The 14,464-nt window shown below is 58.9% G+C and carries 14 protein-coding genes; 10 read left to right on the forward strand and 4 right to left on the reverse strand.

The window, feature by feature from the left end; all coding sequences use genetic code 11:
• Positions 1-11: 11 nt before the first annotated feature.
• Genes AC0V6U_RS06920 through AC0V6U_RS06935 form a run of 4 tightly spaced genes read right to left on the reverse strand, consistent with a single transcriptional unit; the run spans position 12 to position 3,826 of the window.
• Positions 12-1,229, reverse strand: coding sequence for a CaiB/BaiF CoA transferase family protein (locus AC0V6U_RS06920; RefSeq protein WP_472645438.1), 1,218 nt, complete (start codon positions 1,227-1,229; stop codon positions 12-14).
• Between the two features lie 16 nt (positions 1,230-1,245).
• A complete protein-coding gene (locus AC0V6U_RS06925) occupies positions 1,246-2,433 on the reverse strand; it encodes an acyl-CoA dehydrogenase family protein (RefSeq protein WP_472645439.1) in 1,188 nt (395 codons plus the stop codon).
• A gap of 24 nt (positions 2,434-2,457) precedes the next feature.
• Positions 2,458-2,967, reverse strand: a complete 510-nt coding sequence (locus tag AC0V6U_RS06930; RefSeq protein ID WP_472645440.1) for a MaoC family dehydratase — start codon at positions 2,965-2,967, stop codon at positions 2,458-2,460.
• Positions 2,960-3,826 (reverse strand): HpcH/HpaI aldolase/citrate lyase family protein, encoded by an 867-nt coding sequence (locus AC0V6U_RS06935; protein WP_472645441.1) that lies wholly within the window; start codon positions 3,824-3,826, stop codon positions 2,960-2,962. The genes AC0V6U_RS06930 and AC0V6U_RS06935 overlap by 8 nt, the downstream gene beginning before the upstream one ends.
• A 100-nt stretch (positions 3,827-3,926) precedes the next feature.
• On the opposite strand from AC0V6U_RS06935, the gene AC0V6U_RS06940 reads away from it, so the two are divergent.
• The 10 genes from AC0V6U_RS06940 (at position 3,927) to AC0V6U_RS06985 (ending at position 14,447) form a co-directional block, all read left to right on the forward strand.
• Entirely contained in the window at positions 3,927-4,856 is a 930-nt protein-coding gene (locus AC0V6U_RS06940) for a DUF1838 family protein (RefSeq protein WP_472645442.1), read from the forward strand.
• Between the two features lie 8 nt (positions 4,857-4,864).
• A complete protein-coding gene (locus AC0V6U_RS06945; protein ID WP_472645443.1) occupies positions 4,865-6,295 on the forward strand; it encodes a flavin monoamine oxidase family protein in 1,431 nt (476 codons plus the stop codon).
• Positions 6,296-6,410: 115 nt separating this feature from the next.
• Complete coding sequence (locus AC0V6U_RS06950) at positions 6,411-7,097, forward strand: TonB-dependent receptor plug domain-containing protein (protein WP_472645444.1); 687 nt, start codon at positions 6,411-6,413, stop codon at positions 7,095-7,097.
• Positions 6,979-8,688, forward strand: coding sequence for a TonB-dependent receptor (locus AC0V6U_RS06955; protein WP_472645717.1), 1,710 nt, complete (start codon positions 6,979-6,981; stop codon positions 8,686-8,688). The genes AC0V6U_RS06950 and AC0V6U_RS06955 overlap by 119 nt, the downstream gene beginning before the upstream one ends.
• Before the next feature lie 64 nt (positions 8,689-8,752).
• Positions 8,753-9,766 carry a VOC family protein gene (locus AC0V6U_RS06960; protein ID WP_472645445.1) on the forward strand — a complete coding sequence of 338 codons (1,014 nt, stop codon included), beginning with the start codon at positions 8,753-8,755 and terminating at the stop codon, positions 9,764-9,766.
• On the forward strand, positions 9,753-11,066 hold the full coding sequence (locus AC0V6U_RS06965; protein ID WP_472645446.1) for an MFS transporter: 1,314 nt from the start codon (positions 9,753-9,755) through the stop codon (positions 11,064-11,066). The genes AC0V6U_RS06960 and AC0V6U_RS06965 overlap by 14 nt, the downstream gene beginning before the upstream one ends.
• Positions 11,066-12,616: an FAD-binding oxidoreductase gene (locus AC0V6U_RS06970; RefSeq protein WP_472645447.1), complete on the forward strand. Its 1,551-nt coding sequence runs from the start codon at positions 11,066-11,068 to the stop codon at positions 12,614-12,616. Before AC0V6U_RS06965 ends, AC0V6U_RS06970 begins: the two co-directional genes overlap by 1 nt.
• 21 nt (positions 12,617-12,637) lie before the next feature.
• A complete protein-coding gene (locus tag AC0V6U_RS06975) occupies positions 12,638-13,708 on the forward strand; it encodes a nitrilase-related carbon-nitrogen hydrolase (protein ID WP_472645448.1) in 1,071 nt (356 codons plus the stop codon).
• A gap of 15 nt (positions 13,709-13,723) precedes the next feature.
• Positions 13,724-14,305 (forward strand): hypothetical protein, encoded by a 582-nt coding sequence (locus AC0V6U_RS06980; protein WP_472645449.1) that lies wholly within the window; start codon positions 13,724-13,726, stop codon positions 14,303-14,305.
• Positions 14,262-14,447, forward strand: coding sequence for a hypothetical protein (locus AC0V6U_RS06985; RefSeq protein ID WP_472645450.1), 186 nt, complete (start codon positions 14,262-14,264; stop codon positions 14,445-14,447). The genes AC0V6U_RS06980 and AC0V6U_RS06985 overlap by 44 nt, the downstream gene beginning before the upstream one ends.
• Positions 14,448-14,464 lie beyond the last annotated feature (17 nt).

The raw sequence follows: 14,464 nt of genomic DNA on the forward strand, positions 1-14,464 counted from the left end.
CCTCCGCTAAATCAGACGATGCCGCTTTTGCGCAGCTCAGCGATATCACCCTCGCCATAGCCAAGATCGGCAAGGATCGCGTCGCTATCCGCGCTGAGCAATGGTGCGGCGCGATTAGGCGGGCGCTTTCCATCGAACTTTAGCGGGCTCGCAAGCACCTTGAGATCCGGATTGTCGGGATGCTCAACGCTGTCGCGAAGGCCGATCGTCTCCAGCCATGGATTGTCCAGCGCATCGCCCAGTTCATAGACCGGCGCAACCGGCACATAGCCAGCAAGCAAATCCTGCCAATGCGCCATCGGCTTGGCTGAGAATTCCGCGTCGAGAATTTCGGTCAGCGCTTCGCGATTGGCGAGCCGGTCCGCATTCGTTGCAAATCTCGGATCGTCGCTAAGATCAGCGCGGCCCATGCGTGTGGTCAGCACGTCCCAGAACTTGGGCAGCTGACACATCACAAACATCCAGCCATCGGCGGCCTTGAACATTTGGCTGGGCGTGGCGGATGGATGGGCGCTGCGCGGTGTGCGCTGCGTCTCATCGCGATTGTTCATATACCACAGCGCAGGATAGCTCGTTTGGTGCACGGCGGCGGACAGCAGATCAGTGTCGACATCGCGGCCCTTGCCCGAACGCTCTGCATCAACCAGCGCGCCGAGCAGGCCAATGCAGAAGATCGTGCCAGTCATAAAGTCCACCATAGACAGGCCCATACGCTGGGGCACTTGGCCCGGCTCACCAGTCATCTGGCAATAGCCTGCCTCGGCCTGCATCAGATAGTCATAGCCCGGCCATTTCGCGCGCTCATTGTCGCGCCCATAAGCCGATAGATGCGCGCAAACGAGCGCTGGGTTTACGTCTTTGAGCGCATCGTAAGTTAGACCCAAACGATCCGGCAGATCGCCGCGCATATTATTGGCAACAACATGACTGGTTGATGCGAGTTTGCGCAGAATTGCCTGACCTTCTTCGCTGCTCAAATCCAATGTGAGCGAGCGCTTGTTGAGGTTGAATGCGTTGAAATAGACGCTCTCATGATCGCGCAGAAAATGCGGGCCAACCGCGCGCGCCGTATCGCCGCCGCCGCGCCGCTTTCCATCCGGGCCGGTCTTAATCGGCGGCTCGATTTTGATGACCTCCGCCCCCATTTGGGCGAGAAACATAGTGCCATAAGGACCAGCGCCATATTGCTCGGCGCTGATGACACGGTAACCCTTAAGCGGAAGATGCATGGCTAAGCCCCTTACCTTAGATTTGGTTTTCTTTGAGGTGCTGCTTGGCGATAATGATGCGCTGCATTTCGTTGGTCCCCTCGCCGATGCACATCAACATGCTGTCGCGGTAATAACGCTCGATGTCATATTCCTTTGAATAGGAATAGCCACCAAAGACGCGCATCGCCTCTTGGCTGTTCTCAACGGCGGCTTCCGATGCGAAGTACTTCGCAATGCCCGCCTCTTTGTCGCAGCGTTCGCCAGAATCGTAAGCCTCGGATGCATCAAGCGTGAGCAACCGTGCAGCCCGCGCCCGCGTGACCATTTCGCCGAGCTTCAACTGGATCGCCTGGTGGTGCGCAATGGGCTTGCCCATCGTCTCGCGCTGCTGCGCATATTCGGTTGCGAGCCGCAGAGAACCTTCAGCAAGACCAACGCCGCGTGCGGCGACATTGATGCGGCCCAGTTCCAACCCGCCGGTCGCTTGGAAGAAGCCCTGCCCTTCGACGCCGCCGATCAGCTGATCAGCCGGAATGCGGTAATCCTCCATGATCAGCTCAGCGCTGTCGATCGCTTTGTATCCAAGCTTGTCGAACTTCTTGCCGGTGGTCAGGCCTTCACGCTTGTCCGCGATAAATAGGCTCATGCCCTTATAACGCGGATCAGCGTCTGGATCGGTTTTCACCAACATCGCAAAACACTGGCCATTCAAGGCGTTTGAAATCCAGGTTTTGGTGCCGTTGAGAATGTAATCGCCATTCTCGTCTTTTCTGGCGACGGTGCGGATCGCCTGGAGATCGGTGCCCGCATTGGGCTCGGTCAGCGCGAGCCCGCCGCGAATTTCACCAGTCGCAAACTTCGGCAGCCATTTGGCCTTCTGCTGCGGAGTGCCAAAGCGCTCAACAGCCGCCGCCATAATCAGGTGCGAGTTGAAGATACCTGTGATCGCCATCCAATAGCTGGAGATGCGCATCACAATCTTGGCATAGGTTGTCGCGGGCAGACCGAGGCCGCCATATTCCTGGCCAATGGTTGCGCCAAACAAGCCCATTTCTGCCATCTGATCCACCAGCTTCTCTGGCCAGATATCGCCGTGATCGTGATGCTGGATCACTGGGATCACTTCACGCTCCAGCCAGCGATCAATCGCGTCCATAAATGCACGCTCTTCATCGGGATCGATGGTGCGGATTTGGTCTTCGAGATTTGCAGCGGTAGCCATGGTCAATTCCTTTGGGAGATGGGGTTAGTCGTCGAGGCCGCCAAAGCCGCGCTTCCACACAAGCACCGTGCGCTTGTAATGGGCGATGACTTCGCCGTGCTGATTTTTCCCGACGGTTTTGAAGGTGACGATGCCCTGCTCGGGGCGGCTCTTACTTTCGCGTTTTTCGAGAACTTCGCTCTCGCAGTAGACTGTGTCGCCGACGAAAAGCGGCTTGGTCATGCGCACTTCGTCCCAGCCGAGATTGGCAATCGCTTTGCCGCTGGTGTCCGACACACTCATGCCGGTCATCAGCGCGATGGTGAACGGGCTCACCACCAAAGGCTTGCCAAATTCGGTGTCTTTCGAAAGCTCATAATCAAAATGCGCCGGGTGCGTGTTCATGGTGAGCAGCGTGAACCACACATTGTCCGCATCGGTGATCGTGCGACCGGGACGGTGTTCGTAGATGTGCCCCTCTTGAAAATCTTCAAAGTAGCGGCCCTGAACTTCGCGAAAGCGCCCAGGGGCAACTTCGATAACACCGTCACGCATTTGTTTGCTCCTCATGCCGCGCAATAACCGCGCGGTATTTCTTGATGAACGGCGCCTCGAGCATCCGTCCGTTGAACCGAATTGCGCGCCCGCCGCCTGCTTCATAGGCGGCCAGCGCTTCGCGCGCTTCGGCCACGTCAGCTTCGCTGGGCGCGAAGGCTGATTTGATCGCGGGCAATTGGCGCGGATGGATCGCAGCCTTGGCCGCAAAGCCGATTGACTGCGCACGGGCGCATTCCTCAGCCAGGCCAGCTTCGTCCTCCAGCTTGATATAAGGCACATCGATCGCGGGCTTGCGCGCCTCTGCGCAGGCGAGAATAACTTGCTGGCGAGCGGTTAGCAGCGGCTCCCAAGCAAGCTCGACACCGAGCTCACCAGAAAAATCCCCGCCACCAAACATCAGCGCGACAACCGCATCGTGCGAGACGATTTCGAGTGCATGACGTAGACCCCTAGGCGTCTCCACCAGAGGTACCAGCGCAGGACAGCGATCGCCAAGCACTCCGGCGATCACCTCGATCTCAGCCGCGCTTTCAACCATTGGCACCAGCAGCGTGTCCGGCAATGCATCGGTGTCAGTCAACACCGCAAGATCGCGGATACCGGCAGCGGTCGGCACGGGATTGATGCGAATGGCCCAGCCAGCTTTGTCTGCAGCAATCTGACCCAAGGCCGCCTCGCGCGCGCTCGTTTTGTCGTCCGCCGCGACCGCATCTTCTAGATCGATCACCGTCAAATCAGCGCCGCCAGCCTTCGCCTTTTCAAAGCGATCAGCCCGCGAACCGGGAACAAACAGTAGAGAAGCCGCAGAAAACAAAGAATCATCAACCCGTTTTGCTGACGCCAAAATTAGCGTCATTTTGTGACTTCACAATTTGTCCGGACAAATCTAAAGTCAAGCAAGAAATGTAAATTTGTCCGGACAAATTTGCCTGTCGGATAGTTTTGGGAGCCAGAATATGAAATTCGCCAATCTGCTTTTTGCCGTCACCAGCCTCGCCGGAGCCGCCGCACTGGCCGCTCAGCCAGCACAGGCTCGGATGCTCGATCCCAACGTTCCCGAAGATGCGGTTGAGATTTCCAAACGGATGCAATGCGGTGTGTCCGAGGACGAACCGGCAGTCTATCATTGGTCAGGCAATGTTTATGGCCGCTCCCCAGGACAACGCGACAAATTGCTGTTCAAAGGCGAAGGCATGAATATTCGCCGCTGCGTCGAGGTGCAAGACCCAGAACGCGGGACCGGTTGGCGCATCATCAGCCGCGAGGTTATGTTGATGCTCGATCCCACGACTGGCGAAGTCGTAGACACATGGGAGAACCCCTACACGGGCGAAACGGTCAACGTGATGCAAATCCACAACGACCCTGTAAACAGCCGCCCGACCTTTCCGCGCGGGACCGATGGTTCACCGTATAAGATCAGCACTCTGCGCGAAGCGGGGCCGTATGTCTTCATGCCGTTTGAAGTGCCATTGTTTTACACCAATCCGCTGGCTGGCGAATATCAGGACTTTGTCGGCGGCAAATACCACGCGATGGAGATTTTCGACTTCGCCGCGCTGAAGAGCGACCTTTACGACAGCTCAAAACCAACTGCCTATCCAATGATCAGCTGGGTCCGCATTTCCGGCTGGGCCCCGTGGATGGAAATGGGCGGACGCCCTGGTCAAATGGTGTTCAACGCGATGGGCCGCAAACTGCCTGGTGGGTTCGAAGAGCTGCCAGAGATCCTCAAGACAGAAATCCGCGAGAACTATCCGATTTACGAGCAGGCTCCGCCTAAGGATGACACGCGCAAGAACGAAACAACTTGGACAAAGTTCAAGCTGCTGACTGACAAGGCTCGCGCTGAAAGCGACGAAGCAAAACCTGCAGGAGGGCATTGAGCCTGCCGATGACGACACGGCGCGCATTTCTGGCGGGCAGCTCGGCGGCGATCATCGCCGGTGCTGCGCCCAGGATGGCATGGGGGCGCACTCAGGTTGATGTCGCCATCATCGGCGCTGGCCTAGCCGGCCTTAACGCCGCGAAAATCTGCGAGGACGCCGGGCTGTCTGTCGTCGTCTTGGAGGCCGCGGACCGCATTGGCGGCAGGCTCCACACACTGGATGACCTACCGGGCCGTCCAGAGGCGGGCGGCATCCAGGTTGGCGCGGGCTACACAAGGCTGCATTCCATCGCCGCGCGGCTCGGCGTCGCTCTATCCAGCGACGGCGGATCAGGCGCAGGCCGCACCCAAACGCCCGGCAATCTCTATTGGATCAATGGCGAGCGCTCGCTTGCCACCGACTGGGCGCAAAGTCCGGGCAATAAGCTCAGCCCCGAAGAACGCGAAAGCGAGCCCGCCGCCCTCCTGCGCCGCTATGCCCGCGCATTGCCGACATTGGCTCAGCCAAAAGACTGGCTGGAGGCATCACCGGAGCTCGACTTTTCAGTTGCCCGGGCGCTCCGCAATGCTGGCGCCAGCAATGAAGCACTGCGCCTGATCGCCGCCAATTTCAACGGCAACTCACTCTCCAGCATGTCGCAGCTTCATCTCGCGCGCAGTTTCTCGGTATTCCGCAGCCAGCCCGGACCCATCTCAACAATTACGAACGGTGCGCAGCGCCTGCCCGAGGCGATGGCAGCAGAACTTAACGGCGATGTGCGGCTTGGCGCTAGAGTTACCGGCATTGCCGAAGAACCTACCGGAGTAACCCTAGCGCTCGGCACGAGTGGAGAAACACTGAATGCGCGCGCCGCGATCTGCACCATTCCGTTCTCCGCCCTGCGCGCGCGCGGCGCAGCCATCGTCCAATCGCCTATGTCACCAGCGATGGCGCATACCATGGCGCAGCTGCCCTACACCCGCGCGAGCTTTGCCTATTTGTCGGCGAGCAAACCTTTCTGGCAAAGCGATCCCTTCCCCGACACTTTGTGGAGCGATGACCCGCTGATTGGGCGGGTGTTTATCCTATCGGATGGCAGCGGCGACAGCCCTCCCATGCTGAAACTCTGGACTACCGGCGCAGGCGCAGATCTGCTCGACCGCTTGCCACAAGACGTCGCCAAAGCTGAGATCATCAGTCGGATTGCCAAAATGCGTCCATCAAGCGCCGGTAAAGTCAAAGTCGAACGCCTGTTCAGCTGGCAGCGTGAGGCAGGCGCACGCGGTATTTATCATCATATCGGCACCGGAATGGCGGGCGCCCTCGCCTCCGCCTGCCAAGAACAAGGTGCCCGCCTTCACTTTGCGGGCGAGCATCTCGCGATCGAAAACACCGGCATGGAAGGCGCGTTGGAAAGCGGTGAACGCGCTGCAAGCCGTGTTCTGACACGCGGTTAGAAACAGCTCGCCTCCTGCCTTTGTGTGACGGGAGGTTGTCCGGACAACTTACTTGTGCAACACTGCTCTCCGGCCAGAAAAGGTTGGCCTGCTTTTTCCGAAAGGACATTTTTCCATGGACTTGCGCACCTACAAATCACTCATCTTCGCGAGCACTGTTTCGATCGCCGCATTGACGGCCTCCCCTGCACAGGTTTTGGCGCAAGAAGGCGCGACTGCAGAGACTAACGAAGCGGAAGACGATAACGTCATCGTTGTGACGGCCCAGCGCCGCGCAGAGGATTTGCAGGATGTCCCGGCAGCAGTGACCGCGCTCACAGGTGCGCAGCTTGAAAACCGGCAGATTACCGACGCCAATGACCTTCAGGCCCAAATCCCAGGTGTCGTTATCTCGACCGGGACCGGTACCGCCTCGTCCGCGCGGATCTTTTTCCGCGGCGTTGGCGAGGACGAATCGCGCGGCGCGGTTGATCCGGCCGTCGGCATTTACATCGACAATGTTTACCTCGGCCGTACCGTCGGCTCACTCGTCGATCTGCTCGACATCGAACAGGTCGAGGTTCTGCGCGGCCCGCAAGGCACGCTCTATGGTCGCAACACCAATGGCGGCGCGATCAAATTCACCTCGGTCCGCCCGCAGCTGGGCGAGAACTCATTCTCCGCCGATTTAGGCTATGGCAATTTTGACCGCATCTCAGCGCGCGGGACCGCCAACCTCAGCCTGGCAGATCTCGCTCGCAGTGCGGGTCACCGGCCTCTACAAAGAGCGCGATGGCTTCCACACGCTCAACCCCAATGGTGATTTCGCCGATCAGGCTGGCACAGAGGCAGGCGCGGAAAAGGTCTTTGCCTTCCGCGGCAGTATCTATGGCGAGCTCAACGAAAATTGGTCGATGCTCACCATTTTCGATTACACATCCGACAACAGCGATCCCACGCCAAGCTCGCTCGCTGCGAGCAGCACGAACCCGGCGATCACCACCGATGTTGATGGCGATATCTTCACCATCGAGCCCGCTGCTGGTGTCACCTGCTCGGCGGCCACTCCAGTCAATTTTCAGCCCATCGGCTGCGTCACCGATTTTGATAGCGAGGTGGAGGCCTTTGGCGCGTCGATCCAACTGACCGGTGAATATGATAATTTCACCGTCTCCTCGATCACAGCGCTGCGCTCATTGCAGGACGACCTTTCAAGCTTCATCAGCTTCCCATTTTTCCAGCAGACCGAGCAAGATCAATTCAGCCAGGAGCTGCTGCTCAGCTCCAATTTCGACGGGCCGTTCAACTTCACGACCGGCGCGTTCTACTACACCGAATCCGTCAATCTCGATTACCTGTTCGTCTTCCCATTCGAGAACGACGTTGAGACAGAAAGCTTCTCACTCTTCACTCAGGCGACCTTTGATGTGACCGACGCGCTGACCCTGACAGGCGGACTGCGCTGGACGACGGAAGACCGCGAATTTGAAGGCAATGCGGGCGGTCCGCTGGCTGGCTTTGGTTCAGGCATCACGGGCGAGGCCGACACGGACAATATCACCTGGACGGCCAAGGTCGACTACGAGTTGACCGACGACATTCTCTTCTACGCCTCTTACTCAACCGGCTTTAAATCACCGGGCTTCTCGCCTGATTGTTTCAGCCCGGTCGCCTGCTTCCTGCCGGTGAATGAAGAAGAGCTCGACAGTATTGAGGCCGGACTTCGCACCCAGTTCTGGGATGACCGGATCACTTTGAATGCGACCTACTTCTTCAACGACTATCAAGACCTGCAGATCAGCGGCACCTTGCCCACTGGCGGCTTCACCCGGATCAACGCGGGTGAGGCGCGCATTCAAGGCGTCGAGCTGGAAGGCCGGATTGAACCGATTGATGGGCTGGTCATTTACGGCAATGCCAGCTTCCTTGATGCGGAATATCGCACGCTCAATTTCGCTCAGGCGGGCCTGCTCACCGGCAGCACAACGACAACGCCGGGTTTAGCCTGTGGGCCAGTAATTCCCGCTGGCGGCACTGCTGCATTTGAAGAAGCGATCATCGATTGCGCGCTTGGTTTGGACCTCAAAAATGCGCCCGAGTTCAAAGGGCTGATCGGGTTCAATTACGATGTAGCGCTTGGCAATGGAGAGGTGTTCTTCGGCGGCGATGCGGCGTGGGAAGATGACACTTTCGGACTTGTCGCCAACGTCCCCGGCACCAAGCAAGAGCCCGGCCTGCGCCTAGATGCGCGGATCGGATATCGCACCGATCGCTGGCGCGTCACCCTTTGGGGAAAGAACCTGACCGACCGGGAATACTTCCGTGCGAACACATTTGCAGGTGGATCGCAGAACCAGGTGTTCGCCGCGCCGCCGCTGACGTTTGGGGTCGATGTGGGCTTCACCTTCGACTGAGATGAGGCACGCACTTCCTCTCTTTAGCCAGCCTCTTGTCGCCGGAGCTTTCGCACTTGGCCTGTTGCTTGTCCTTGCTCTCCTGCGCCCCGCTGCGGCGGCGGCGCAGAACGCAGGTGAGTTTGGTGTGGCGCCATGGAGCGAGGCGGTCATTAGCGTTGCGGACCTGAATGAAAGCGCCGCTTGGCTCGTCGAAGATGGCGGTTGGCGAGAGGTAAGTTCGGGAGAGATGGCCCGCAGTGAACTTGACTATTGGGGCCTCCCAAACGGCGTCTCTGGTGCGTTTCGCAAAGTGTGCGCGGCTGAGGCGGAGACGGGCTGCATTCGCTTCGTTCGGTTTGACGGCGCCAAGAACCAGAGGCCAATCCGCCTTGCCGCGCGGCCATGGGATACCGGCGGTATTTTCTCGATTATGCTGCGCAGCAATGATGCACAAAAAATGTTCGATGCGGCGATCGCGCGCGGCTGGTGGGCGGAGAGTGAACCCTATCATTTCAGCTTCGGCACCTCTGACCTCATCAATGTCGTGATCCGCGGCCCGCACGGAGTGAACTATGCGGTGTATGAGCGCGTCGCGCCGCCGTTTGAAGGCTTTCCCACCGGTCGCTTAAGCCAAGCCTTCAACTCCATGCGCATGGTCAAGGATCAGCCCGCGAGCCTGGCATGGCACCGCGAGACGCTGGGAATGGGTGTGCTGTTCGATGCGCCCTTCACCGATCCAGAGCCGCGCACAAACAACCTGTCCGTTCCCGCCAATCTCGCTACCACTTTGGTGCGCCGCGCCGCTGTCGTTCAGCCTGTGCTGCCCGGCGAAGATGGGAGGATCGAGCTGATGCAATTCGAAGGGTTCGAAGGACGCGACCTCTCGGCCCATGCTTTACCGCCCAATCTTGGGATTATTTCAGTCCGCTACCCTGTTGCGAAGTGGGAGGCCTATCGCGCCGCCATTTCCGGCAAAGGCGCGGATATCGCTTTTGAAGCTGAGGGCGTGGAAATAGAGGGCCTTGGCCAAACCGATATCTTCGCGGTCCGCGATCCGGACGGCAACCTCACGGAGTTTTACAGTGACCGCGATTGAACAAAATACGAGCGGCGATAAGGGCGAGTTTTCGCTCGGGTGGAAGGTGCTTCTCGCCGGAGTCCTCGGCGTGATGTGCGGAGCCTCTCCGCTGCCGTTTAACGTGATTGGTTTTACCGCAGAGCCGCTGTCGCAGGAATTCGGCTGGACGCAAACCCAAGTGTTGATCCCAATCACAATCTTCGGAGTGATTGCAAGCTTCCTAGCGCCAGTTTTTGGCTGGCTTGCCGACCGATACGGCGTGCGTCCTGTCGCACTTTGGTCCTTGTTCGCCTTCGGTCTCGCCTTTGCCGCGATCTCTTTGACGCCAACAGCGAATGAGCCATCAACACTCTACATCTATTACGGCTTTTGGGTCGTCGTCGGCTTTGTCGGCATCGGATCGACGCCCGTCACCTGGAGCCGTGCGGTCAATCTGTGGTTCTTCAAAAACCGCGGTTTAGCCCTGGGCATCTTGCTGATGGGAACCAGCCTCGCTGCCATGGTTGTGCCTCAGGTCGCCGTTTGGGCGATCGAGAATTACGGCTGGCGCTCGATGTTTGCGCTCGTCGCCTTGTTCCCAATGGCCGCGCTTGTGGTTGGCTATCTTCTGTTTCGCGAACCGCGACCTGAGGAGCGTCCCAAGGCGATTGAAAGCGCCTCTGGCAAGCTGACCGGAGTTACGCTCGGCGCAGCGCTAAAAGACTATCGGTTCTATCTGATCTGGCTATCGATTGCGCTGATCGCGGGGGCATTTGGCGGCGCGTTCATCAACATGCCCAAGATGCTGGGACTGCGCGGAATTGAACCAGAAGCTCAGGCGACCGTCATGGGCATTTTGGGGATTGGCATTTTTGCAGGCCGCCTAATCACTGGCGCGCTGCTCGACCGCTTCTGGCAAGGCATGGTCGCCTTCCCACTGCTGTGTCTGCCAGCCATATCTTCTTGGATCCTGCTACAGGTCGACGTCACATTCGTGCTCGCCGCAATGGCCGGTTTCCTGCTCGGATTTGCCGCTGGCGCAGAGAGCGATCTTATCGCCTATCTAACGGGCCGCTATTTCGGCATGGCAAATTACGGTAAGATCTACGGCATGCTGTATATGCCATTTGGATTGTTCTCGGCCGCTTCGCCTTTGATCTACGCTCAGGTCTTTGACCGCACGGGCAGCTTCAATCCTATCCTCGAGATTGCGATTTTCATGTTTGTCGCAGGCGGTGCTTTGCTGCTGTTCTTAGGCAAGTACCCTGAGAGCTTTCCCGAAACTGAAGAAGACACACCTGCCTCACCTCTTAACACCCCCGAACCGGAGACAGCCTGATGGCCACCCTTGCTGAAACCTCGCTAGCTGACAGCCTGAGTGCATCAGCCGCAGACGTGCTCACTGACGAAGCCAGTCTCGACTTCTACGCCCATGACATCTATTCACGCGGCGCAGATCTGGCCGCAGTGGTGCGTCCGAAGGACAAGCATCAACTCGCAGCGGCTGTGAAAGCGGCGACCGATGCCGGCCATGCCGTGGCCCCGCGCGGCGGCGGTATGAGCTACACGGGCGGCTACACTCAGGACGCGCCCGGCACCGTGTTGTTTGACCTCGCTCAGATGAACCGCGTGCTCGAAGTCGACGACGTCAACATGACCGTCACGGTCGAGGCAGGCTGCACTTGGGCGGACCTGCGCGAACGGCTCGCGCATCACAATCTGCGCACACCAATGTGGGGCACCCTCTCTGGTCTAAAGGCCAGCATTGGCGGCGGGATGAGCCAGAATTGCATCTTTTGGGGCACGGGCCGCTATGGGTCCGCTGTGCAAAGCTGCACCGCATTGGAAGTCGTCTTGGCCGATGGCACATTGCTCGCCACGGGCAAGAAGCACATGCGCCCCTATGGCCCGGACATGACGGGAATGTTCCTCGGCGATACCGGCGCGCTTGGCATCAAGGCGACCGTCACGCTCAAACTGATCCCAGAGGCCGATTGCCATGCCTATGCCAGCTTCGCGTTTGACGACGCGGATGCTTGGTTTGCCGCCGCGACCGAGATCGAGCGGCGCGGTATCGCCACCGAATGCTTTGGCTTTGATCCCTATCTCAACGCGCTGCGGATGAAGCGCGACAGCCTGACCAGCGATGCCAAGCAGCTGGTCGGTATGATGAAGAAACAGGGCGGCGTCATGAAGGCGCTGAAGGAAGGCGCGAAGGTCGTCGCAGCCGGACGCGATTTTCTTAAAGACGCGAACTTCTCACTCCACGTTTTGGCCGAAGGGCGCATCCAAGCCGCAGCCGATGCCGACGTTGAAATCGCGCGCCAATTGGCCGCGCATTATGGCGGGCGCGAAGTTGAAAATACGATCCCAAAGATCATCCGCGCCAACCCATTTGGCCCGCTCAATTCCATGCTCGGCCCCGATGGCGAGCGCTGGGCGCCGATCCACGGATTGGTCGAGCATGGCCGCTCGGCGGAATGCTTCGCCGCTATCAAAGCTCTGTTCGCGAAACATGCCGATGAAATGGAACAGCTCAGCATTCATTACGGCACGCTGGTCGCCACGGTTGGCGGCGCGGGCATGGTGATCGAGCCCTGCCTTTACTGGCCTGACGCCAGCAATCCGCTCATCAATGACACAATCGAAAAGGCGCATCTTAAGAAGCTGCCAAAGCTCAAGCCCAATGAGCCTGCATGGGAGCTCACACAAAAGCTCAAGCAAGGGATCGTCGATATCTTCTTTGAGTTTGGAGCGGCGCATTTCCAGATCGGGCGGACCTACCGCTACCGCGACAGTCTGGAGCCGCGCGCTGATGCCTTGCTCAGAGCCGCCAAGGCGGAACTTGATCCGCGCGGATTGATGAACCCCGGCTCGCTCGGCCTCTGATACGGATTGCATGACGCTTCAATGACAACACCTGCCAACACCCCTGCCCCATACGCCGCAGTTGCAATGCAATTGACGGCGCGCTCGCTCGAAACCTTGGACAATGATGCTGCGCGTGCCGCCATGCTGCAGCATATCAGCGAGATTGAAACGCAAATCCGCGCTTCATCGATCTTTATCGCGCAATATGGCGGGGCGCCGGTAAAATTGGCGGTGCTGCCCGAATATCTCTTCACCTCTTATCCGGGCCGAATTTCGATAGCCGATTTTGCGGCCAAGGCGTGTTGGGATGCGGACGGACCTGAGTACGAAGCGCTGGGCGGAGTTGCTCAGCGGCTCGGCATGTTCATCGCTGGTAATGCTTACGAGCGCGATGCGGCGTTCGAAGATTTCTATTTCCAAACCTGTTTTCTGATCGCGCCCAATGGCGATACTGTACTGCGTTATCGCCGCCTGTTGTCGATGTTTGCGCCCAGCCCGCATGATGTGTGGGACGCCTATCTCGATCGCTACGGTATTGATGCCGTGTTCCCGGTCGCCGACACAGAGATCGGCCGGATCGCAGCGATTGCGAGCGAGGAAATCCTCTATCCCGAAATCGCACGCGTGCTGGCGATGCGCGGTGCGGAGGTGTTTGCGCATTCTTCCTCGGAGATCGGATCGCCGCTGGCAACGCCCAAGGACATCGCCAAGCAAGCGCGCGCTTTTGAAAACATGGCCTATGTCGTCTCCGCCAATACGGCGGGTATTTCCGGCACGGGCCTGCCGCCTGCCAGTGCGGATGGGAACAGCCGCATGGTCGATTATCGCGGCAAGCTGATGGCGCAATCGGGCGACGGGGAAACTTTCACCGCATCGGGCACAATTGACCTTAGCTCGCTGCGCGCCGCCCGCCGGACCCCGGCAATGATCAACTCGCTCGCGCGCCAGCGCCCCGGCCTGTTCGCAGACGCCTATGCCGCGAGCGCAGAAGCTTTCCACCGCGGCAACGAAATGATGGACGCAGGCAGCCCCAGCGTGCCGGATCGCGATTACTTCAAGCGGGCCCAAGAAGACGTGATCGCGCGGCTAGATGCCGCCGGTCTGATTTAGCGCAGGAGCGGGTTTATGCAGCACCGCAATGTGCGCGGCAAAATCCGCTACTTATCAGCCAAGCCTGGCCAAGAGGGGCAAGAGCGCGGGCGCGAATGGTTCAACTTTTCGCACCACGCCGATGGCTCTGTCATCATGACCGCGCAGTGCGAAATCGAAGAACCCGACCCCACTGTGCTGCGCAACATAACCTGCCACATCGGGCCAGATCGCAAGCCGCAGAACCTGCTGGTGCACCTTACGCTCGGCGATGAGTTTCTCGGCTCTGGTTGGATGGCTTATGACGCAGCAGCAAACCAGATCACCTGCGAGAGTTATGGCCCATCAATCGGGCGCAATTCCGAAACGCGAGACGCTGGCGAATTTGATGCGTTCGGGACGCATCCGGTGGTCAGCGATGGGTTCACCACCCGGATGATGGATTTGAGCAAGGGGCCGCATCGCCGCCGCCTCAAATTCTTCCTCCCCTCCCACGATCACCGCGGCGCAACCCCGCCGCAAATCGCAAGCCTCGAGATGACGATGGAATATGTCGGCGAAGAGGAAAAGACCGTTGAGGTCGAGCACATTCCAATGTCGCCGCTATCGCTATGTTGACGAGAGCGATGAGGGCATGGGCGGCACGCGCCATCCGGATTTTGACATGTGGGTAACGGCGGATGAGGACTCTGTGCTCGTCTATGGCTCGATCGACGGGTATATGATGAACCGTTATGAGCTGGTGGAGCTGGAGCGTTGAGGAGTTAGCGTCCAAAC

This window comes from Erythrobacter sp. W36, from assembly GCF_057364935.1.

What these genes read in the sequence shown, in the direction of transcription:
- AC0V6U_RS06920 (WP_472645438.1), bottom strand. Translation starts at nt 1,229, where the DNA reads ATGCATCTTCCGCTTAAGGGTTACCGTGTCATCAGCGCCGAGCAATAT.
- AC0V6U_RS06925 (WP_472645439.1), bottom strand. Translation starts at nt 2,433, where the DNA reads ATGGCTACCGCTGCAAATCTCGAAGACCAAATCCGCACCATCGATCCC.
- AC0V6U_RS06930 (WP_472645440.1), bottom strand. Translation starts at nt 2,967, where the DNA reads ATGCGTGACGGTGTTATCGAAGTTGCCCCTGGGCGCTTTCGCGAAGTT.
- AC0V6U_RS06935 (WP_472645441.1), bottom strand. Translation starts at nt 3,826, where the DNA reads ATGACGCTAATTTTGGCGTCAGCAAAACGGGTTGATGATTCTTTGTTT.
- AC0V6U_RS06940 (WP_472645442.1), top strand. Translation starts at nt 3,927, where the DNA reads ATGAAATTCGCCAATCTGCTTTTTGCCGTCACCAGCCTCGCCGGAGCC.
- AC0V6U_RS06945 (WP_472645443.1), top strand. Translation starts at nt 4,865, where the DNA reads ATGACGACACGGCGCGCATTTCTGGCGGGCAGCTCGGCGGCGATCATC.
- AC0V6U_RS06950 (WP_472645444.1), top strand. Translation starts at nt 6,411, where the DNA reads ATGGACTTGCGCACCTACAAATCACTCATCTTCGCGAGCACTGTTTCG.
- AC0V6U_RS06970 (WP_472645447.1), top strand. Translation starts at nt 11,066, where the DNA reads ATGGCCACCCTTGCTGAAACCTCGCTAGCTGACAGCCTGAGTGCATCA.
- AC0V6U_RS06975 (WP_472645448.1), top strand. Translation starts at nt 12,638, where the DNA reads ATGACAACACCTGCCAACACCCCTGCCCCATACGCCGCAGTTGCAATG.
- AC0V6U_RS06980 (WP_472645449.1), top strand. Translation starts at nt 13,724, where the DNA reads ATGCAGCACCGCAATGTGCGCGGCAAAATCCGCTACTTATCAGCCAAG.